This is a genomic window from Mesorhizobium silamurunense, from assembly GCF_014843825.1.
Classification (GTDB): domain Bacteria; phylum Pseudomonadota; class Alphaproteobacteria; order Rhizobiales; family Rhizobiaceae; genus Mesorhizobium; species Mesorhizobium silamurunense.
The window spans coordinates 1-20,568 of sequence record NZ_JHQR01000300.1 but is presented as its reverse complement, the minus strand read 5'-3'; the positions used below and the strand labels follow the sequence as shown (position 1 = coordinate 20,568).

Below are 20,568 nucleotides of genomic sequence, written 5' to 3'. Positions count from 1 at the left end.
CCCCGGTTACGCATTTAAATGTGTCAGCGTTTTTAAGACCGGGGCTTGGGGCAAGGAAGCGACGGATGTGGTATCGAGCACGGCGCTTCAACGAAGGTGCTGCTAGAGATGCAATCGCCGTCGCGCAGACGGGTCGGGGCGTAAACGGTCAGCCCCTTTCCTCTCGCGATCGTTGCCGGCTAAAATCGCTGCGACCGGCAACAATCATTAAGAATAGTCCTCACTTCATACGCGTTTGCGCAAGAGCCGTGATCTCCGAAGCGCGAGGTGCAAAGGCATTGAGAAGCGGGGTTACCGTCACGGTCGTCTCTCGCTGCAACCCCAACGCCTGCGCTGAGGGAAGCATACGTTCTTGGATAAAGGACTCGAAGCCGTCCTTGCTGCTCCACAGTTCGATGACGCGAAGGCCTGCTCCGCCGTCGAGAGGGGCTGCAATGTGCAAGTAGATGTCCGGTGCCGGCGTGTGTTCCACACCCATCTTGCGAAGGATGGCGTCGTATTCTTCCGGGGTCAAGGCGGTTATGTCAAGGACGGCGACCCAGGTCTGCGTGTTGATACTCATACGTGTCTCCTTGGCTGAGTGCGGATTGCTGAGTTTAATTTACAGATGATTTAGCGCTTGAGTTGGAGTTGAGTGCAGCACACCGACCATGCCTGCAGGGACCGTTTTGGCCAGTTGATGTCGCTCCGATTAATTCGGCGACCAATCCTCGGGCGCGATGCTGCTACCCAAGAACGCTTCAATAATGTGGTACAGGGCTTCGGGCCGTTCGTCGGGGATGAAGTGACCCGTATTCTCCATCAAAACCGGCGCTACCGAGCGCGCCACTTGTCGCATGCTTTCCGCCACCATAGATCCCAGTCCATACTTGGCTCCAATGGCTAAAACTGGAATAGTTAGCGGCGTTCGCGACAATTCGGTGTTGTCAGCGATATCGCGATCAATCGTCCGATAGAGTTGAAGACTTGTCGCCAGCCGGCCGGGCCGTGCGTAGCTGTTTTCATAATAGGTGATGACTGCTTCTGAGAAGCTGCCAGGAACGATGTGGAATCCTCTATTGCGGTAGAACCATTCTAAGAATTCTTTCTCGTGTCCCACGAGAACCTTTTCAGCAAAGTCGGGGATCTCAAAGAAACCAAAGAACCACAATGGGTTGTGAAGAAGGGGAGCGAACTGTTTCGTGGTCCAGGGGCCGTCGGGCGCACCCTCCACGATTATAAGTTTGTCAACAGCATCGCGGTGGATAGCGGCGTAGGCATAGGCTACGGGACCACCCCAATCATGGCCGACTACAGTTGCTCGTAAATAGTCAAGCCTCGTCATCAACTGGAAAAGATCTTCGGCAAGCGTCTTGCGGTCATATCCCGATGATGCGATTTGTGATTCTCCGAATCCGCGTAAGTCGACGGCAATAACGGTGTGCTTCGTTGCAAGGAGAGGCATCATTTTACGCCACTCGTGCCAATCCTCCGGCCACCCATGGATGAGCAGAATCGGCGATCCTTTCCCGCCGATCACGTAGTGAATGCGCACACCATTAACGTCAGCGAATTGGGATTGAAAGCCGACGGGGATACCGGTCATACTGTCAGCTTGAATTGAGCCTTGGTCCTTGCCTTGGACGCCAGCGTTCGTTGGTCCCGCAAGAAATAGCATCGCGGCTGCAGTTGCCGAGAGAATGAGAGTTTGCATCGCGCGCATCACGTCGCCCTTCCGGAAGTTTTTCGGGGCAACATTCAGTACCGCCCCGCTTGCAAACGGATATGCAGCTCCTACTCATCAGCAAAATCGATTGTCGCTATACGACCTATAGCGGGAATGGATAGACACCCGTACCGGTGAGCGGCTAGTTCAAGAGCGACTGTTCCTCCATAGGACCGTCGACGATATGTGCGCTTTCAATGCGAGCGCCTCAAGCAGGCAGAGCGCCCGTTCAATATCGCGGATGAGAGCGTTTAGCCTCGAGCAATGCCGAGCACCGGAGCCCGACGTCCGCCATCAACGGATTTGACATCGGGGCGCTCGTCAACTCGGGAGCGCGGAGGCGCTGCGCTCGCCACCATGAGCTGCCGTCGCTGGTCGTAGGTTCGAGCCCTGCCGCCGTGCCATCCTTAAGTGGCGGACCGAGGATCAGGGCGTCCCGTCGTTGAAAACCGGCGGGTGGCTTGCCATATTGGGAAAACTGGGGCATAAGGCCCCGCATAGCCGGGACGGAACGACTGGATGGTTCCGAGGCGGCGCTCGAACATAAAGCGGAACACTTGCCACTTGCGTGGACCAAGAATCGGTTTTATGTAGACTGAACAGACACGCGACGCGTGGAGCTGGGAAGCCGGCTTTACGCGTCCGATTTGCATGGGCGAAATGGTGGCGCTGATTCGGCGCCGGCACGGAACCCAGGCGGCATCGTCCCGGCCAGCGGGATCATCCAGGAGACCCGGCCAACGGGTCTTGAAGACAGGCGGCACATGGCTTCGAAAACCACAAACCCTTTCACCTTTCTCCAGCAGGTTCGCGCGGAGACGGCCAAGGTGACATGGCCCTCGCGCCGCGAGACCATGATCTCGACGGTGATGGTCCTGGTGTTCGCGGTCATCGCCATGATCTTCTTCTTCGCCGCCGACATAGCCATGGGCTATGCGATCGAGTTCATACTGGGCCTCGGACATTAAGTTCGGCGATTACGGAGAGGTCGTGAAATGACTGCGCGGTGGTACATCGTCCACGCTTATTCGAACTTCGAGAAGAAGGTCGCCGAGGACATCGAGAACAAGGCCAAGCAGAAGGGCCTGTCCGGCGAGATCGAGCAGATCGTGGTGCCGACCGAGAAGGTCGTCGAGATCCGCCGTGGCCGCAAGGTCGATGCCGAGCGCAAGTTCTTCCCGGGCTATGTGCTTCTGAAGGCCAACCTGACGGACGCCGTGTTCTCGCTGGTCAAGAACACGCCGAAGGTCACCGGCTTCCTCGGTGACTCCAAGCCGGTGCCGATCACCGAAACCGAGGCACAGCGCATCCTGAACCAGGTGCAGGAAGGCGTCGAGCGGCCGAAGCCCTCGGTCACCTTCGAGATCGGCGAGGCGATCCGCGTCTCGGACGGCCCGTTCGCGTCGTTCAACGGCTTCGTCCAGGAAGTGGACGAGGAGCGGGCGCGCCTCAAGGTGGAAGTTTCGATCTTCGGGCGCGCGGTGCCCGTCGATCTGGAATTCGGACAGGTCGAAAAGGGCTGATCCGAAGATCCCTTGGCCGACAGGCGAAAGGGGTCGGCGGCGCGAAGAAGTGCGCTGCCATCAACGGGTGGGAGGTGAAAGCGGTTTAGCCGGCCGCTGGGACCGCACCACCAGACTGCAACCGCCGGCGTTTCCCGGCATGAGAAAAGGCAGGAATAGAGATGGCTAAGAAAGTTGCAGGCCAGCTCAAGCTCCAGGTTGCCGCGGGCTCGGCCACGCCGTCGCCCCCGATCGGCCCGGCGCTTGGTCAGCGCGGCATCAACATCATGGAGTTCTGCAAGGCGTTCAACGCGCAGACCCAGGAGCTGGAGAAGGGCTCGCCCATCCCGGTCGTCATCACCTACTACCAGGACAAGTCGTTCACCTTCGTCATGAAGACGCCGCCGGTGAGCTACTTCCTGAAGAAGGCCGCCAACCTGAAGTCGGGCTCGAAGGAGCCGGGCAAGGTCAAGGCCGGCACGATCTCGCGCGACAAGGTGCGCCAGATCGCCGAGCAGAAGATGAAGGACCTGAACGCAAACGACGTCGAGGCGGCCATGCGCATGGTCGAGGGCTCCGCCCGCTCGATGGGCCTGGAAGTGGTGGGCTAAGATCATGGCAAAGATTGCAAAGCGTGTTGCCAAGAGCCGCGAAGGCATCGATCCGAACAAGGCCTATGCGCTCTCCGAGGCGCTGCAGCTGCTCAAGGACCGGTCCACGGTGAAGTTCGACGAGACCGTCGAGGTCGCGATGAATCTCGGCGTCGATCCGCGTCATGCCGACCAGATGGTCCGCGGCGTGGTCAACCTGCCGAACGGCACCGGCCGCTCGGTGCGCGTCGCCGTGTTCGCGCGCGGCGACAAGGCCGAGGAGGCCAAGGCCGCCGGCGCCGATATCGTTGGCGCCGAGGATCTGGTCGAGATCGTCCAGAAGGGCACGATCGACTTCGATCGCTGCATCGCCACCCCGGACATGATGCCGCTGGTCGGCCGTCTGGGTAAGGTGCTCGGCCCGCGCGGCATGATGCCGAACCCGAAGGTCGGCACCGTGACCACCGATGTCGCGGCCGCCGTCAAGGCTTCGAAGGGCGGCGCCGTCGAGTTCCGCGTCGAGAAGGCCGGCATCGTCCAGGCCGGCGTCGGCAAGGTCTCGTTCGACGTCAAGGCGCTGGAAGAGAATGTGCGGGCCTTCGCCGATGCGGTGAACAAGGCAAAGCCCGCCGGCGCCAAGGGCAACTACGTCAAGAAGGTGTCGGTCACCTCGACGATGGGCCCCGGCCTTAAGCTCGACATCGCGACGCTCGCCGCGTCGTAAGTGTCGCCTGACCGGCTTCAGGCCGGTCGCATAAGAATTCCGGACCGCCGATCCGTTGGCGGTCCGGTAACCCGGAGGCCGAAAGGTTTCCGGATATCCTGTCCGAGATTGCAGGCGGCCCAAAGCCTTAATTCGTCTGGGCCTGCATGAGACGGGTGAAGACCCGACAAAGGAGCAAGATGCTCCAATGAAAGGTTCGAACCGTGTTTGCCTTTTGTCAGCGCATCGCCGGCTTGGCCGTAGGTGTGGCGAAAGGGGGCAGGATCCTCGAGCGCCGTTCGGGAGATCCGTTTTTGGATGGCCCGGCCGGCAAAAGGCAACCCGACTTCTGACCTCGTGAATGGGGCAGGGGTCAACTGGAGATAGGCAGTGGACAGAGCGGAAAAACGCGAACTCGTCACGGGCCTGAATGATGCGTTCTCGAACGCGGGTTCAGTCGTCGTGGCCCACTACGCCGGTATCACCGTCGCGCAAATGAACGACCTTCGGTCGAAAATGCGCGCCGCCGGTGGCACCGTCAAAGTCGCGAAGAACCGTCTCGCCAAGATCGCTCTTCAGGGCACGGACTCCGCATCGATCATCGATCTGTTCAAGGGACAGACGCTGGTCGCTTATTCGGAGGATCCGATTGCGGCGCCGAAGGTCGCGTCCGATTTCGCCAAGGGAAATGACAAGCTCGTCATTCTCGGCGGCGCGATGGGCACCACCTCGCTCGACGCCGACGGTGTGAAGGCACTCGCCACACTTCCGTCGCTCGACGAGCTGCGCGCCAAGCTGGTTGGCATGATCGCCACGCCGGCAACCCGGATCGCCCAGATCGTCAATGCGCCCGCGGCTTCGGTCGCGCGCGTCATCGGCGCTTACGCCCGGAAGGACGAGGCGGCATGAGGCCGTTCCTCGCTGTCAACAACACACGTTCGAACCTAGTAAAGGAATACAAAAATGGCTGATCTGGCAAAGATCGTAGACGACCTTTCGAAGCTGACCGTCCTCGAGGCGGCCGAGCTGTCGAAGCTCCTGGAAGAGAAGTGGGGCGTTTCGGCCGCCGCTCCGGTGGCGGTTGCCGCTGCTGGCGGTGGTGCTGGCGCTGCTGCAGCCCCGGCTGAAGAGAAGACGGAATTCGACGTCGTTCTCGCCGACGCCGGCGCCCAGAAGATCAACGTCATCAAGGAAGTCCGCGCCATCACCGGTCTTGGCCTCAAGGAAGCCAAGGACCTGGTCGAAGCGGCTCCGAAGCCGGTCAAGGAAGGCGTTTCCAAGGCAGACGCCGACAAGTTCAAGGCTCAGTTGGAAGCAGCTGGCGCCAAGGTCGAGCTGAAGTAAGCCCTATGGCCGAGGGCGGGCGGCCTCGCGCTGTCCGCCCCCTCCCTTGACGAAGGGAGGCTTCACGACGCGAGACGTTTGAAAACCTCTTTCCTGAGGGCCGGAAGCGGCCTTCAGGAAACGGGTTTTCTCCCGTTTTTGGCCGGCAGCCGCCAAGCAATTGGAAAGGCAGCCGGAAAACAGACAGGGGCAGCCGGCGAGGCGGCCCGTTGGTGCAAGGCGAACCGCGGCGAGGTTCGCCCCGAGTTTTGAGCTAAGGAGCGACGATGGCCCAGACCCAGACTTTCAATGGCCGCAGACGCGTACGCAAGTTCTTCGGAAAGATCCCGGAAGTTGCGGAGATGCCGAACCTGATCGAGGTTCAGAAGGCATCCTATGACCAGTTCCTGATGGTGGACGAGCCCAAGGGCGGGCGTCCGGACGAGGGACTGCAGGCCGTTTTCAAGTCGGTCTTCCCGATCTCCGATTTTTCCGGCTCCTCGATGCTGGAATTCGTGAAGTATGAGTTCGAAGGACCGAAATTCGACGTTGACGAGTGCCGTCAGCGCGACCTGACCTATGCCGCGCCGCTCAAGGTGACGCTGCGCCTCATCGTGTTCGATATCGATGAGGATACCGGCGCGAAGTCGATCAAGGACATCAAGGAACAGGACGTCTACATGGGCGACATGCCGCTCATGACGTCGAACGGCACCTTTATCGTCAACGGCACCGAGCGCGTCATCGTCTCGCAGATGCACCGCTCGCCGGGCGTCTTCTTCGACCATGACAAGGGCAAGTCGCACTCGTCGGGCAAGCTTCTGTTTGCCGCGCGCGTCATCCCCTACCGCGGCTCGTGGCTCGACATTGAGTTCGACTCCAAGGACGTCGTGCACGCCCGTATCGATCGCCGCCGCAAGATTCCGGTGACGTCGCTCCTGATGGCGCTCGGCATGGACGGCGAGGAGATCCTGTCGACCTTCTACAACAAGATCACCTACAAGCGCGCCGGCGACCATTGGCGCATCCCGTTCAACGTCGATCGTTTCCGCGGCCTCAAGGCCGTCGGCGACCTGGTCGACGCGGATACGGGTGAGATCGTCGTCGAGGCCGGCAAGAAGATCACCGCCCGCCAGGCCCGCCAGCTCGGCGAGAAAGGCCTCAAGGCGATCAAGGCGACCGACGAGGATCTGCTCGGCAACTACCTGGCCGAGGACATCGTCAACTACGCCACCGGCGAGATCTTCCTCGAGGCCGGCGACGAGATCGACGACAAGACGCTGAAGGTGCTGCTCGGCACCGGCGAGGACGAGATCCAGATCCTCGACATCGATCACGTCAATGTCGGCGCCTACATCCGCAACACGCTCGCCGTCGACAAGAACGAGAGCCGCCAGGACGCTCTGTTCGACATCTACCGCGTCATGCGTCCGGGCGAGCCGCCGACGCTCGAGACCGCCGAGGCCATGTTCAACTCGCTGTTCTTCGACAGCGAGCGCTATGACCTGTCGGCCGTCGGCCGCGTCAAGATGAACATGCGCCTCGAACTCAAGGCCGAGGACACCGTGCGCGTGCTGCGCAAGGAAGACATCCTGGCCGTGGTCAAGACGCTGGTGGAACTGCGCGACGGCAAGGGCGAGATCGACGACATCGACAATCTCGGCAACCGCCGCGTGCGCTCGGTCGGCGAGCTGATGGAGAACCAGTACCGCGTCGGCCTGCTGCGCATGGAGCGCGCGATCAAGGAGCGCATGTCCTCGATCGAGATCGACACGGTCATGCCGCAGGACCTGATCAACGCCAAGCCGGCGGCTGCCGCCGTGCGCGAGTTCTTCGGCTCCTCGCAGCTGTCGCAGTTCATGGACCAGACCAACCCGCTGTCGGAGATCACCCACAAGCGCCGCCTGTCGGCGCTTGGACCGGGCGGTCTGACCCGCGAGCGCGCCGGCTTCGAGGTGCGCGACGTGCACCCGACGCATTACGGCCGCATCTGCCCGATCGAGACGCCGGAAGGCCCGAATATCGGTCTGATCAACTCGCTCGCCACCTTTGCGCGCGTCAACAAGTACGGCTTCATCGAGAGCCCGTACCGCAAGATCGTCAACGGCAAGCTGACCAATGAAGTCGTCTATCTGTCGGCGATGGAAGAGGCCAAGCACCATGTCGCGCAGGCCAACGCCGAACTCGACAAGAACGGCGGCTTCGTCGACGAGTTCGTCATCTGCCGCAATGCCGGCGAGGTGATGATGGCGCCGCGCGAGAACGTCGACCTGATGGACGTGTCGCCGAAGCAGATGGTGTCGGTGGCGGCGGCGCTCATCCCGTTCCTCGAGAACGACGACGCCAACCGCGCGCTGATGGGCTCGAACATGCAGCGTCAGGCCGTGCCGCTGGTGCGCGCCGAGGCGCCGTTCGTCGGCACCGGCATGGAGCCGGTCGTTGCCCGCGACTCGGGCGCCGCTATCGGCGCCCGCCGTGGCGGCGTGGTCGACCAGGTGGACGCCACCCGTATCGTCATCCGCGCGACGGAAGATCTCGACCCGGGCAAGTCCGGCGTCGACATCTACCGGCTGATGAAGTTCCAGCGTTCGAACCAGAACACCTGCATCAACCAGCGTCCGCTGGTGCGTGTCGGCGATCGGGTCAACAAGGGCGACATCATCGCCGACGGTCCCTCGACCGAGCTCGGCGATCTGGCGCTCGGCCGCAACGTGCTGGTCGCGTTCATGCCGTGGAACGGCTACAACTACGAGGACTCGATCCTGCTCTCCGAGCGCATCGTGGCCGACGACGTCTTCACCTCGATCCACATCGAGGAGTTCGAGGTCATGGCCCGCGACACCAAACTCGGACCGGAGGAAATCACGCGCGACATTCCGAACGTCTCGGAAGAGGCGCTGAAGAACCTCGACGAGGCCGGCATCGTCTATATCGGCGCCGAAGTACAACCGGGCGACATCCTGGTCGGCAAGATCACGCCGAAGGGCGAAAGCCCGATGACGCCGGAAGAAAAGTTGCTGCGCGCCATCTTCGGCGAAAAGGCCTCGGACGTTCGCGACACCTCCATGCGCATGCCTCCGGGCACCTTCGGCACGGTCGTCGAAGTGCGCGTCTTCAACCGCCACGGCGTGGAGAAGGACGAGCGCGCCATGGCGATCGAGCGCGAGGAGATCGAGCGCCTGGCCAAGGACCGCGACGACGAGCAGGCGATCCTCGACCGCAACGTCTACTCGCGCCTGTCCGACATGCTGGTCGGCAAGGATGCGATCGCTGGACCGAAGGGCTTCAAGAAGGGCTCGAAGCTGTCGAAGGACACGCTCGACGAGTATCCGCGCTCGCAGTGGTGGCAGTTCGCCGTGGAGAACGAAAAGCTCCAGAGCGAGCTGGAAGCCCTGCGCGGCCAGTACGACGATTCCAAGAAGGCGCTCGAGCAGCGCTTCATGGACAAGGTCGAGAAGGTGCAGCGCGGCGACGAGATGCCTCCGGGCGTCATGAAGATGGTCAAGGTCTTCGTGGCGGTGAAGCGCAAGATGCAGCCGGGCGACAAGATGGCCGGCCGTCATGGCAACAAGGGTGTCGTGTCGCGCATCGTTCCGGTCGAGGACATGCCTTTCCTCGAGGACGGCACGCATGCCGATATCGTGCTCAACCCGCTGGGTGTGCCGAGCCGCATGAATGTCGGCCAGATCCTGGAAACGCATCTGGGCTGGGCCTGCGCCGGTATGGGCAGGAAGATCGGCGAGCTGATCGACGCGTACAAGGCGGGCGGCGACATCAAGCCGTTGCGCAAGACGCTCGAAAGCTTCATGCCGGCCAACGACCGCAACGAACCGGTCCGCAGCTATGACGACGAGAGCATCATCCGCCTCAGCGAGCAGATGCGTCGCGGCGTCTCCATCGCGACCCCGGTGTTCGACGGCGCGCACGAGGCCGATATCAACACCATGCTGGAGCAGGCTGGCCTGCACACCAGCGGGCAGTCGCAGCTTTATGACGGCCGCACCGGCGAGCCGTTCGATCGCAAGGTGACGATGGGCTACATCTATATGCTCAAGCTTCACCACCTGGTGGACGACAAGATCCACGCGCGCTCGATCGGTCCGTACTCGCTCGTCACCCAGCAGCCGCTGGGCGGCAAGGCGCAGTTCGGCGGCCAGCGCTTCGGCGAAATGGAGGTTTGGGCGCTGGAAGCCTACGGCGCCGCCTACACGCTGCAGGAGATGCTCACGGTGAAGTCGGACGATGTCGCCGGCCGTACCAAGGTCTACGAGGCGATCGTCAGAGGCGACGACACCTTCGAGGCCGGCATTCCCGAGAGCTTCAACGTTCTCGTCAAGGAAATGCGGTCTCTCGGCCTCAATGTCGAACTGGAGAACACCAAGCTCGACGAAGCCCCTGTGCGGCTGCCCGACGCGGCCGAGTAAGGCAACGGCGCGTCGCGATTACACGCGACGCGCCTCTCAAATTCTCGGCCGGTCAGGCCGGCCAGTCTGCGGGCATTCGGCCCGCGCTCGATGCAAGGGGTTTTCGAGGACCCCGAAAAGGAGAACGGCATGAACCAAGAGGTCATGAATCTCTTCAACCCCCAGGCGCCTGCGCAGGTGTTCGATTCCATCCGGATCTCGCTCGCCAGCCCTGAGAAGATTCTGTCCTGGTCGTTCGGCGAGATCAAAAAGCCGGAGACCATCAACTACCGCACCTTCAAGCCGGAGCGTGACGGTCTGTTCTGCGCGCGCATTTTTGGCCCGATCAAGGACTACGAGTGCCTGTGCGGCAAATACAAGCGCATGAAGTACAAGGGCGTCATCTGCGAGAAGTGCGGCGTCGAAGTCACGCTGTCGCGCGTCCGCCGCGAGCGCATGGGCCATATCGAGCTCGCCGCGCCCGTCGCCCACATCTGGTTCCTGAAGTCGCTGCCCTCGCGCATCGGCACGCTGCTCGACATGACGCTGAAGGATATCGAGCGCGTCCTCTACTTCGAGAACTACATCGTCACCGAGCCCGGCCTCACCGCGCTGAAGGAGCACCAGCTGCTCAGCGAGGAAGAGTACATGCTGGCCGTCGACGAGTATGGCGAGGACTCGTTCACCGCCATGATCGGCGCCGAGGCCATCCATGACCTTCTGGCCGGCATGGACCTGGAGAAGATCGCCGGCGATCTGCGCTCGGAGCTGGCTTCGACCACGTCCGAGCTCAAGCAGAAGAAGTTGCTTAAGCGGCTCAAGGTCGTCGAGAACTTCATGGAATCCGGCAACCGTCCGGAATGGATGATCATGAAGGTGGTTCCGGTGATTCCGCCGGATCTGCGTCCGCTGGTTCCGCTTGACGGCGGACGCTTCGCTACGTCCGACCTCAACGATCTCTATCGTCGCGTCATCAACCGCAACAACCGCTTGAAGCGGCTGATCGAGCTGCGCGCGCCGGGCATTATCGTGCGCAACGAAAAGCGCATGCTGCAGGAGGCCGTCGACGCGCTGTTCGACAACGGCCGCCGCGGCCGCGTCATCACCGGCGCCAACAAGCGCCCGCTGAAGTCGCTGTCCGACATGCTGAAGGGCAAGCAGGGCCGGTTCCGCCAGAACCTGCTCGGCAAACGCGTCGACTATTCCGGCCGCTCGGTCATCGTGACCGGTCCGGAGCTCAAGCTGCATCAGTGCGGCCTGCCGAAGAAGATGGCGCTCGAACTGTTCAAGCCCTTCATCTACGCCCGCCTCGACGCCAAGGGCTTCTCCTCGACCGTCAAGCAGGCGAAGAAGCTGGTCGAGAAGGAGCGTCCGGAGGTTTGGGATATCCTCGACGAGGTCATCCGCGAGCATCCCGTGCTCTTGAACCGCGCGCCGACGCTGCACCGCCTCGGCATCCAGGCGTTCGAGCCGATCCTGATCGAAGGCAAGGCGATCCAGCTGCATCCGCTGGTCTGCACGGCCTTCAACGCCGACTTCGACGGCGACCAGATGGCGGTCCACGTGCCGCTGTCCTTGGAAGCGCAGCTCGAAGCCCGCGTGCTGATGATGTCGACCAACAACATCCTGCACCCGGCTTCCGGCGCGCCGATCATCGTGCCGTCGCAGGACATGGTTCTCGGTCTCTACTATCTGTCGATCGTCAACCAGAACGAGCCGGGCGAGGGCATGGTGTTCGCCGACATGGGCGAGCTTCAGCACGCGCTGGAGACCAAGGCAGTGACCCTGCACGCCAAGATCAAGGGCCGCTTCCGCACCGTCGATGCCGAAGGCAAGGTGGTGTCGAAGATCTACGACACCACGCCTGGCCGCATGATCATCGGCGAGCTGCTGCCGAAGAACGTCAACGTGCCGTATGAGACCGCCAACCAGGAGATGACCAAGAAGAACATCTCCAAGATGATCGACACCGTCTACCGCCACTGCGGTCAGAAGGAGACGGTCATCTTCTGCGATCGAATCATGGCGCTCGGCTTCGCGCATGCCTGCCGCGCCGGCATTTCGTTCGGCAAGGACGACATGCTGATCCCGGATACGAAGGTGAAGCTGGTGTCCGAGACCGAGGCTTTGGCCAAGGAATACGAGCAACAGTACAATGACGGCCTGATCACCCAGGGCGAGAAGTACAACAAGGTCGTCGACGCCTGGGCCAAGTGCTCGGAAAAGGTCGCCGACGAGATGATGGCCCGCATCAAGGCCGTCGAGTTCGAGGACAACGGCCGTCAGAAGCCGATGAACTCGATCTACATGATGTCGCATTCGGGTGCGCGCGGTTCGCCCACCCAGATGCGCCAGCTCGCCGGCATGCGCGGCCTGATGGCCAAGCCTTCGGGCGAAATCATCGAGACGCCTATCATCTCGAACTTCAAGGAAGGCCTCACCGTGCTCGAGTACTTCAACTCGACCCACGGCGCCCGCAAGGGTCTGGCCGACACCGCGCTGAAGACGGCGAACTCGGGTTACCTGACCCGCCGTCTGGTCGACGTGGCGCAGGACTGCATCGTCAACTCGCTGGATTGCGGCACCGACAAGGGCCTCACCATGCAGCCGATCGTCGATGCTGGTCAGATCGTCGCCTCGGTCGGTCAGCGCGTGCTTGGCCGCACGGCGCTCGACGACATCAACCACCCGGTCACCGGCGAATTGCTGGTCAAGGCCGGCAAGCTGATGGACGAGCGCGACGTGGAGCAGATCGAGAAGGCCGGCGTGCAGTCGGTCCGCATCCGCTCGGCGCTGACCTGCGAAATCAGGACCGGCGTCTGCGCGGTCTGCTACGGTCGCGATCTTGCCCGCGGCACGCCCGTCAACCAGGGCGAGGCCGTCGGCGTCATCGCGGCGCAGTCGATCGGCGAGCCGGGCACCCAGCTCACCATGCGCACCTTCCACATGGGTGGCACCGCGCAGGTGGTGGATTCTTCGTTCCTCGAAGCCTCCTATGAGGGCAAGGTCGAGATCCGCAACCGCAACGTGGTGCGCAACTCCGAAGGCCAGCAGATGGTCATGGGCCGCAACATGGCGGTGCTGATCCTCGACGAGGCCGGCAAGGAGCGGGCCACGCACCGTGTCGCCTACGGTTCGCGCATCTTCGTGGACGACGGCGACAAGGTGAAGCGCGGCCAGCGCATCGCCGAGTGGGATCCTTATACCCGCCCGATCCTCACCGAAATCGAGGGCAAGGTGGCGTTCGAGGATCTCGTCGACGGCATCTCCGTTCAGGAGACCGCCGACGAGTCGACCGGCATCACCAAGCGCGAGGTCATCGACTGGCGTTCGACGCCGCGCGGCAGCGACCTGAAGCCGGCGATTGTCGTGCAGGACGCCAAGGGCAAGGTGGGCAAGCTGTCGAAGGGCGGCGATGCACGCTTCCTGCTCTCGGTCGAGGCCATCCTCTCGGTCGAGCCGGGCGCGCATGTCCGTCCGGGCGACGTGCTGGCGCGTATCCCGATGGAAAGCGCCAAGACCAAGGACATCACCGGTGGTCTGCCACGCGTTGCCGAACTGTTCGAGGCTCGCCGTCCGAAGGATCACGCCATCATCGCCGAGATCGACGGCACGGTCCGCTTCGGCCGCGACTACAAGAACAAGCGCCGCATCATCATCGAGCCGCATGACTCGACGCTGGAGCCGGTCGAGTACCTGATCCCGAAGGGCAAGCCGTTCCATCTGCAGGACGGCGACGTCATCGAGAAGGGCGACTACATCCTCGACGGCAACCCGGCGCCGCACGACATCCTGGCGATCAAGGGCGTGGAGGCGCTTGCGTCCTACCTCGTCAACGAGATCCAGGAGGTCTACCGCCTGCAGGGCGTGTCGATCAACGACAAGCACATCGAGGTGATCGTTCGCCAGATGCTGCAGAAGGTCGAGATCACCACGCAGGGCGACTCGACCTACATTCCGGGCGACCACGTCGACGTGATCGAGCTGGAAGAGGTCAACGAGCGGCTGATCGAGGATGGCAAGAAGCCGGCCGAAGGCCAGCCGGTGCTGCTCGGCATCACCAAGGCCTCGCTGCAGACGCCGTCCTTCATCTCCGCCGCCTCCTTCCAGGAGACGACCAGGGTGCTGACGGAAGCCGCGGTTGCCGGCAAGACCGACATGCTGCAGGGCCTGAAGGAGAACGTCATCGTCGGCCGTCTGATCCCGGCGGGCACCGGCGGCACGATGAGCCAGATCCGGCGCATCGCCACCTCGCGCGACGAGCTGATCATCGACGAGCGCCGCAAGGCCTCCGGTGTCGAGGTCGCCGAGCCGATGCTGACCAACATGGTCAACGCCGCGCAGTAAGCGCGGGACGAGAAGAAAAGAAGGAAAGGGGCCCGCGTGGCCCCTTTTCGCATTTTGGCTCAGCGAGGAAGAGAACCATGAGCGCCAGGACCTGGGCGGCCGTCGACGACTATATCGTTTCCTCTCTTTTCGATGCGGATCCTGCACTTGACGCCGTGCTTGCGGCCAACCGCGAGCAGGGCCTGCCGGCGATCGATGTCTCCGCGGCGCAGGGCAAATTGCTTTCGCTGCTGGTGCGGATTGGCAGTGCGAAAAAAGTGCTCGAGATCGGCACGCTCGGCGGCTACTCGACCATCTGGATGGCAAGGGGCCTGCCTGCCGACGGCAAGGTCGTGACCCTGGAGCTCGACCCGCACCACGCCAAGGTCGCGCGCTCGAACTTCGAGCGGGCAGGGGTTTCGGATAAGGTCGATTTGCGGGTCGGTCCGGCGCTTCATTCGCTGGCTGGGTTGGAGAGCGAAAATGCCGGTCCGTTCGACCTGATCTTCATCGACGCCGATAAGCCGAACAACCCGAATTATCTCACCTGGGCGATGCGGCTGTCGCGCTCGGGAACCGTGATCGTCTGCGACAACGTCATCCGCGATGGTGCCGTCGTGAAAAGGGACAGCGGCGATACCAATGTCGAAGGCGCACGCGCGGCGTTTTCCTTCATCGGCGCCGAGAAGCGGCTGGATGGCACCGCCATCCAGACCGTCGGCGCCAAGGGCTATGACGGCTTCGCGATTGCGGTTGTCGATTGACGCGAGCGCCGCGCCAGTCCCGCCATTCAGTCGAAGAACGCTTCGACCACGTTACGCTTGCCGAGCATAAAGGCGTCGGCGACGTGCTGGAGCGGCGCCAGGTCGACATCGGAGACGCCGGCGCGAACGATCTCGGCGAAGCGCTTGTAGAGCATCGGATATTCGGCTTCCGGCTCGTCATGGATGATCTTGCCGTCGACGGCGAGTTTTGCGCCGCCGCCTGAAAGCACCATCTTGCCCTTGTCGGTCTCGGCCAGGATGTCCCAGCTCTGCGGGCCGGTCTGCAGCCAGTCGAGTTCCATCGTCACCGGCAGCCCGTTCGAGGTGCGGAAGATGACATGAGCCGCGACCGGCGAAGCGCGGTTCTCGGGGAAGTCGAGCACGGCCGAGGTGATGAACATCGGCGGCAGGATGTGGGTGGCGATAGACAGCGCGTTGATCCCGGGGTCGAACACGCCGAAACCGCCCGGCGCCCAGATCCATTCCTGGTTCGGGTGCCAGCGGCGCACGTCCTCTTTCCAGTTGATGGCGGCCGAGCCGATTTTCGCCGACGCCAGGAAGGCCCGCGCGGCCTCGACCGCCGGCGCATAGCGCGAATGCCAGCTGGCGAAGAGCGAGACGCTGTTCTTCGCGGCAAGCGCCTTCAGGTTTTCGACCTCGCTGACGGTGGCGCCCGGCGGCTTCTCCAGGAAGACGTGCTTCCCGGCTTCGAGCGCCGTGCGCGCCGCGTCGTAGCGGAACTGCGGCGGCATGCAGAGCGAGACGGCTTCCAGGCCGGGCTCGGCGTCGAGCATCGCCTCGATCGTCGGATAGTTCGGGATGCCGTCCACCTTGCCGTGTCGGCTGGCCGCGGCCGCAAGTTGATAGTTGGCGTCCTTGGCGAGCGCCGGGAGGTGCTGATCGCGGACGATCTTACCCACGCCGACTATACCGAGTTTGATGGGGCCGAGCCTGGTGGGATTGCTGGTCATGGGAACTCCGGGGGATAGGAAGAGATAGGTGTTTCTAGGCAGGACAAAGCTGCCCGGCAAGCCGGGAGGACATCATGCCGCCGGGTCGGCGTCTTGAATCAGACCGGTTCGTCGAAGGTGACGATCGAGACCTCGCCTTCGAGCGCGCCCTGATAGGCCGACAGATGCGGCTCCTCGTCGGGTACGCCGTCCATGTCGCCGATCTGGTCGAGCTCCGCCTCGGCGTAGCCCTCGGCGGCGAGCGATTCGAGCGCGCGGCGCACGGCCGAATCGTCATCCGGCGCCACCAGCATCACATGGACGCCCTCCGGCTTGCCGCCTTTCTTCTTCCAGACCCGTCCGGTGATGATGGTGACCGGGCGTTCCTCATTGTCGTTCACGGGCTGATTCCTCCGCGCGTGGCCGTTTGCGCTATTCATGCCGCCTTTTGACATGAAGCCGGCGCATAGGACAGGCGAAAGCCGGTCACTTTCTTCCTCGCGCTTGAAAAAAGACGCAAGAAAATTACATGCGATTTCCGCATGGCTGCCAAGCCTCGGAATGGGCGCAATATTTGCCGCTTCGGGGTTGACGGACATCAGGCTTGCGAGTAGAAGCCGCCACGTCAGAACCGATGTGAGACTTGCCTGTCCGAAGCGACACGCTTTGGAGTTTGCCTCAAACAGGGTTCGTTTTACGAGCGAAAAGACATCTCCGGCGCGCATGAAGCGGCTTCCGCTTCCTCTGCAATTTGTTCGGGCAGGACCGCGAGGCGCGGTGTGTTGCCCGAATTTGCGTATGGAAATGACGCTTTGAGCGGCCCTGACAGGGCAAGACACGGAATTGAGAGACAAGAGGGTTTAATGCCTACCGTCAACCAGCTGATCCGCAAGCCGCGCCTGGCGCCGGTGAAGCGCAACAAGGTCCCGGCCATGCAGCAGAATCCGCAGAAGCGGGGCGTCTGCACGCGCGTCTATACCACGACGCCGAAGAAGCCGAACTCGGCGCTGCGCAAGGTGGCCAAGATCCGCCTGACCAATGGTTTCGAAGTGATCGGCTACATCCCGGGCGAAGGCCATAACCTTCAGGAGCACTCGGTGGTCATGATCCGCGGCGGCCGCGTCAAGGATCTGCCGGGCGTCCGCTATCACATCATCCGCGGCGTGCTCGACACGCAGGGTGTGAAGAACCGCAAGCAGCGCCGTTCGAAATACGGTGCCAAGCGTCCGAAGTAAGGGTTTCCGGCTTCGGCGCTTTTTTTGACTGCGCCGTGCCACGAGATTGAGAGACAAAAGCCATGTCCCGTCGTCACAGTGCAGAAAAGCGTGAGATCAATCCGGACCCCAAGTTCGGCGACCTGATCGTCACCAAGTTCATGAACGCCGTCATGTATGACGGCAAGAAGTCGGTAGCCGAGACGATCGTCTACGGCGCGCTGGACCAGGTCCAGGCCAAGACCAAGCAGGAGCCGGTCACCGTCTTCCATCAGGCGCTCGACAATGTCGCGCCGCATGTGGAAGTGCGTTCGCGTCGCGTTGGCGGCGCCACCTACCAGGTTCCGGTCGACGTGCGCCCCGAGCGCCGTCAGGCGTTGGCCATCCGCTGGCTGATCGCCGCCGCGCGCAACCGCAATGAGACCACTATGGTCGACCGCCTCTCGGGCGAACTGATGGACGCGGCCAACAACCGCGGTACGGCCGTCAAGAAGCGTGAAGACACCCACAAGATGGCAGAAGCCAACCGCGCCTTCGCGCACTACCGCTGGTAAAGCGCGAACGAGACTGAGAGGCACCTCCCATGGCCCGCGAATATAAAATCGAAGACTACCGCAATTTCGGTATCATGGCGCATATCGACGCCGGCAAGACGACGACGACCGAGCGCGTCCTGTACTACACGGGCAAGTCGCACAAGATCGGCGAAGTCCATGACGGTGCTGCCACCATGGACTGGATGGAGCAGGAGCAGGAGCGCGGCATCACCATCACGTCCGCTGCCACCACGACCTTCTGGAAGGGTCGTGACGGTAAGATGCGCCGCTTCAACATCATCGACACCCCCGGACACGTCGACTTCACCATCGAGGTCGAGCGTTCGCTGCGCGTGCTCGACGGCGCGATCGCGCTGCTCGATGCCAACGCCGGCGTCGAGCCGCAGACCGAGACCGTGTGGCGCCAGGCCGACAAGTACCACGTGCCGCGCATGATCTTCTGCAACAAGATGGACAAGATCGGCGCCGACTTCTACCGCTCGGTGGAGATGATTGGCTCGCGCCTCGGCGCGCAGGCCGTCGTCATGCAGCTTCCGATCGGCGCCGAGACCGAGTTCAAGGGCATCGTCGATCTCGTCGAGATGAACGCGCTTGTCTGGCGCGACGAGACGCTGGGCGCAGCCTGGGACGTCGTCGAAATTCCGGCCGACCTCAAGGACAAGGCCGTGCAGTATCGCGAGAAGATGATCGAAGCCGCCGTCGAAATGGACGAGACCGCGCTCGAAAACTACCTCGAAGGCAACATGCCCTCGAACGACGAGATCCGCGCGCTGATCCGCAAGGGCACCATCGCGGTCAAGTTCTTCCCGATGTTCTGCGGCTCGGCCTTCAAGAACAAGGGCGTGCAGCCGCTGCTCGACGCCGTCGTCGAATACCTGCCGTCGCCGATCGACGTGCCGGCCATCAAGGGCGTCGACGCCAAGACCGACGCCGAGATCGAGCGTCATGCCGATGACAATGAACCGTTGTCGATGCTGGCGTTCAAGATCATGAACGACCCGTTCGTCGGCTCGCTGACCTTCGCCCGCATCTATTCGGGCAAGCTCACCAAGGGCACCTCGCTCGACAACACCGTCAAGGGCAAGAAGGAGCGCATCGGCCGCATGCTGCAGATGCATGCGAACTCGCGCGCCGACATCGAGGAAGCTTATGCCGGCGACATCGTGGCGCTGGCCGGCCTCAAGGACACGACCACCGGCGACACGCTCTGTGATCCGCTGCACCCGGTCATCCTCGAGCGCATGGAATTCCCCGATCCGGTCATCCAGATCGCCATCGAGCCGAAGACCAAGAACGACCAGGAAAAGATGGGCCTCGCGTTGCATCGCCTGGCGGCCGAGGATCCGTCCTTCCGCGTCAAGACCGACGAGGAAAGCGGCCAGACCATCATCGCCGGCATGGGCGAACTGCATCTCGACATCATCGTCGACCGCATGCGCCGCGAGTTCAAGGTGGAGGCCAATGTCGGCGCTCCGCAGGTGGCCTATCGCGAGACGATCACCCGCACCCACGAGCAGGACTACACGCACAAGAAGCAGACCGGCGGTACCGGCCAGTTCGCCCGCGTCAAGATCCTGTTCGAGCCGAACACCGAGAGCGAAGAGTTCGTGTTCGAGTCCAAGATCGTCGGCGGCGCGGTGCCGAAGGAATACATCCCCGGCGTCGAGAAGGGCATTCAGAGCGTCATGGGCTCCGGCCCGTTCGCGGGGTTCCCGATGATCGGCGTCAAGGCCACCCTGATCGACGGTGCCTTCCACGACGTCGACTCCTCGGTCCTGGCGTTCGAAATCGCCTCCCGCGCCTGCTTCAAGGAAGCAGCGCCCCGGCTTGGCGTGCAACTCTTGGAGCCGATCATGAAGGTCGAGGTCGTTACGCCGGAAGACTATGTCGGCGGCGTCATCGGCGACCTCAACGGCCGCCGTGGCCAGATCCAGGGCCAGGAGGCGCGTGGCGTGGCGGTTGTCATCAACGCCATGGTGCCGCTCGCCAACATGTTCAAGTACGTCGACAATCTGCGTTCGATGTCGCAGGGCCGCGCCCAGTACACGATGCAGTTTGATCACTACGAACCGGTCCCTACGGCGGTGGCCCAGGAAGTCCAGAAGAAATACGCGTGAGAATGCCTGTGCCACCGGAACCGCGTTTCTTGCGCGCTTCCGGTTCGGCTGGAGCGAATATCAATTTCCCCGAGCGGGATGAGTAAAGACGGAGAAATACAGTGGCAAAAGGTAAATTCGAGCGCACCAAGCCGCATGTGAACATTGGCACGATCGGGCACGTCGATCATGGCAAGACGTCGCTGACGGCGGCGATCACGAAGTATTTTGGCGATTTGGCGAATACAAGCGCTATGACCAGATCGACGCGGCGCCTGAAGAGAAGGCGCGCGGCATCACGATCTCGACGGCGCATGTCGAGTATGAGACGGCCAACCGTCACTATGCCCACGTCGACTGCCCCGGCCACGCCGACTATGTGAAGAACATGATCACCGGCGCCGCGCAGATGGACGGCGCGATCCTGGTGGTTTC

The 20,568-nt window shown here is 62.5% G+C and carries 16 protein-coding genes and 1 pseudogene; 13 read left to right on the top strand and 4 right to left on the bottom strand.

All coding sequences use genetic code 11. The features are described from left to right. Positions 1–220 precede the first annotated feature (220 nt). Positions 221–562 (bottom strand): hypothetical protein, encoded by a 342-nt coding sequence (locus DH10_RS30155; protein WP_192243046.1) that lies wholly within the window; start codon positions 560–562, stop codon positions 221–223. A 129-nt stretch (positions 563–691) separates the two neighbouring features. Next, positions 692–1,702: an alpha/beta fold hydrolase gene (locus tag DH10_RS30150; protein WP_246811665.1), complete on the bottom strand. Its 1,011-nt coding sequence runs from the start codon at positions 1,700–1,702 to the stop codon at positions 692–694. Positions 1,703–2,469: 767 nt separating this feature from the next. On the opposite strand from DH10_RS30150, the gene secE reads away from it, so the two are divergent. From secE to DH10_RS30105, 9 genes are all read left to right on the top strand, one after another. After that, on the top strand, positions 2,470–2,673 hold the full coding sequence (gene secE, locus DH10_RS30145) for a preprotein translocase subunit SecE (RefSeq protein ID WP_095805841.1): 204 nt from the start codon (positions 2,470–2,472) through the stop codon (positions 2,671–2,673). A gap of 27 nt (positions 2,674–2,700) precedes the next feature. Then, a complete protein-coding gene (nusG, locus tag DH10_RS30140) occupies positions 2,701–3,228 on the top strand; it encodes a transcription termination/antitermination protein NusG (RefSeq protein WP_059189556.1) in 528 nt (175 codons plus the stop codon). A gap of 161 nt (positions 3,229–3,389) precedes the next feature. After that, positions 3,390–3,818, top strand: a complete 429-nt coding sequence (gene rplK / locus DH10_RS30135) for a 50S ribosomal protein L11 (RefSeq protein ID WP_059189557.1) — start codon at positions 3,390–3,392, stop codon at positions 3,816–3,818. Between the two features lie 4 nt (positions 3,819–3,822). Continuing rightward, positions 3,823–4,521, top strand: coding sequence for a 50S ribosomal protein L1 (gene rplA / locus DH10_RS30130; protein WP_192243050.1), 699 nt, complete (start codon positions 3,823–3,825; stop codon positions 4,519–4,521). Positions 4,522–4,890: 369 nt separating this feature from the next. Further along, the gene (gene rplJ, locus DH10_RS30125; RefSeq protein WP_192243052.1) at positions 4,891–5,409 is read left to right on the top strand and encodes a 50S ribosomal protein L10; all 519 of its coding nucleotides are present in this window, start codon (positions 4,891–4,893) and stop codon (positions 5,407–5,409) included. A gap of 54 nt (positions 5,410–5,463) precedes the next feature. Next, the gene (rplL, locus tag DH10_RS30120; RefSeq protein WP_192243054.1) at positions 5,464–5,844 is read left to right on the top strand and encodes a 50S ribosomal protein L7/L12; all 381 of its coding nucleotides are present in this window, start codon (positions 5,464–5,466) and stop codon (positions 5,842–5,844) included. A 266-nt stretch (positions 5,845–6,110) separates the two neighbouring features. After that, positions 6,111–10,247: a DNA-directed RNA polymerase subunit beta gene (gene rpoB / locus DH10_RS30115; RefSeq protein ID WP_192243056.1), complete on the top strand. Its 4,137-nt coding sequence runs from the start codon at positions 6,111–6,113 to the stop codon at positions 10,245–10,247. Positions 10,248–10,376: 129 nt separating this feature from the next. Next, positions 10,377–14,573 carry a DNA-directed RNA polymerase subunit beta' gene (gene rpoC / locus DH10_RS30110; RefSeq protein WP_192243058.1) on the top strand — a complete coding sequence of 1,399 codons (4,197 nt, stop codon included), beginning with the start codon at positions 10,377–10,379 and terminating at the stop codon, positions 14,571–14,573. A 77-nt stretch (positions 14,574–14,650) separates the two neighbouring features. After that, entirely contained in the window at positions 14,651–15,316 is a 666-nt protein-coding gene (locus tag DH10_RS30105; RefSeq protein ID WP_192243060.1) for an O-methyltransferase, read from the top strand. Positions 15,317–15,342: 26 nt separating this feature from the next. Here the strand turns inward: DH10_RS30105 and DH10_RS30100 are convergent, their stop codons facing one another. Beyond that, positions 15,343–16,287, bottom strand: a complete 945-nt coding sequence (locus DH10_RS30100; RefSeq protein WP_192243062.1) for a Gfo/Idh/MocA family protein — start codon at positions 16,285–16,287, stop codon at positions 15,343–15,345. Positions 16,288–16,385: 98 nt separating this feature from the next. After that, positions 16,386–16,667, bottom strand: coding sequence for a transcriptional regulator (locus DH10_RS30095; protein WP_192243064.1), 282 nt, complete (start codon positions 16,665–16,667; stop codon positions 16,386–16,388). A 462-nt stretch (positions 16,668–17,129) separates the two neighbouring features. Between DH10_RS30095 and rpsL the strand changes: the two genes are divergently transcribed. The 4 genes and pseudogenes from rpsL to DH10_RS30075 all read left to right on the top strand — a co-directional run. After that, positions 17,130–17,501, top strand: a complete 372-nt coding sequence (gene rpsL / locus DH10_RS30090; protein ID WP_006202128.1) for a 30S ribosomal protein S12 — start codon at positions 17,130–17,132, stop codon at positions 17,499–17,501. Between the two features lie 62 nt (positions 17,502–17,563). Further along, positions 17,564–18,034: a 30S ribosomal protein S7 gene (gene rpsG, locus DH10_RS30085; protein ID WP_027170372.1), complete on the top strand. Its 471-nt coding sequence runs from the start codon at positions 17,564–17,566 to the stop codon at positions 18,032–18,034. Between the two features lie 29 nt (positions 18,035–18,063). Next, positions 18,064–20,154, top strand: coding sequence for an elongation factor G (gene fusA / locus DH10_RS30080; RefSeq protein ID WP_192385658.1), 2,091 nt, complete (start codon positions 18,064–18,066; stop codon positions 20,152–20,154). A gap of 101 nt (positions 20,155–20,255) precedes the next feature. After that, positions 20,256–20,568 (top strand): annotated as a pseudogene (locus DH10_RS30075) (GTP-binding protein); the annotation flags it as partial.

What these genes read in the sequence shown, in the direction of transcription:
- DH10_RS30100 (WP_192243062.1), bottom strand. Translation starts at nt 16,287, where the DNA reads ATGACCAGCAATCCCACCAGGCTCGGCCCCATCAAACTCGGTATAGTC.
- nusG (WP_059189556.1), top strand. Translation starts at nt 2,701, where the DNA reads ATGACTGCGCGGTGGTACATCGTCCACGCTTATTCGAACTTCGAGAAG.
- DH10_RS30155 (WP_192243046.1), bottom strand. Translation starts at nt 562, where the DNA reads ATGAGTATCAACACGCAGACCTGGGTCGCCGTCCTTGACATAACCGCC.
- secE (WP_095805841.1), top strand. Translation starts at nt 2,470, where the DNA reads ATGGCTTCGAAAACCACAAACCCTTTCACCTTTCTCCAGCAGGTTCGC.
- rpsL (WP_006202128.1), top strand. Translation starts at nt 17,130, where the DNA reads ATGCCTACCGTCAACCAGCTGATCCGCAAGCCGCGCCTGGCGCCGGTG.
- rpoC (WP_192243058.1), top strand. Translation starts at nt 10,377, where the DNA reads ATGAACCAAGAGGTCATGAATCTCTTCAACCCCCAGGCGCCTGCGCAG.
- rpsG (WP_027170372.1), top strand. Translation starts at nt 17,564, where the DNA reads ATGTCCCGTCGTCACAGTGCAGAAAAGCGTGAGATCAATCCGGACCCC.
- rplK (WP_059189557.1), top strand. Translation starts at nt 3,390, where the DNA reads ATGGCTAAGAAAGTTGCAGGCCAGCTCAAGCTCCAGGTTGCCGCGGGC.
- DH10_RS30150 (WP_246811665.1), bottom strand. Translation starts at nt 1,702, where the DNA reads ATGCGCGCGATGCAAACTCTCATTCTCTCGGCAACTGCAGCCGCGATG.
- rplA (WP_192243050.1), top strand. Translation starts at nt 3,823, where the DNA reads ATGGCAAAGATTGCAAAGCGTGTTGCCAAGAGCCGCGAAGGCATCGAT.
- fusA (WP_192385658.1), top strand. Translation starts at nt 18,064, where the DNA reads ATGGCCCGCGAATATAAAATCGAAGACTACCGCAATTTCGGTATCATG.
- rpoB (WP_192243056.1), top strand. Translation starts at nt 6,111, where the DNA reads ATGGCCCAGACCCAGACTTTCAATGGCCGCAGACGCGTACGCAAGTTC.
- rplL (WP_192243054.1), top strand. Translation starts at nt 5,464, where the DNA reads ATGGCTGATCTGGCAAAGATCGTAGACGACCTTTCGAAGCTGACCGTC.
- DH10_RS30105 (WP_192243060.1), top strand. Translation starts at nt 14,651, where the DNA reads ATGAGCGCCAGGACCTGGGCGGCCGTCGACGACTATATCGTTTCCTCT.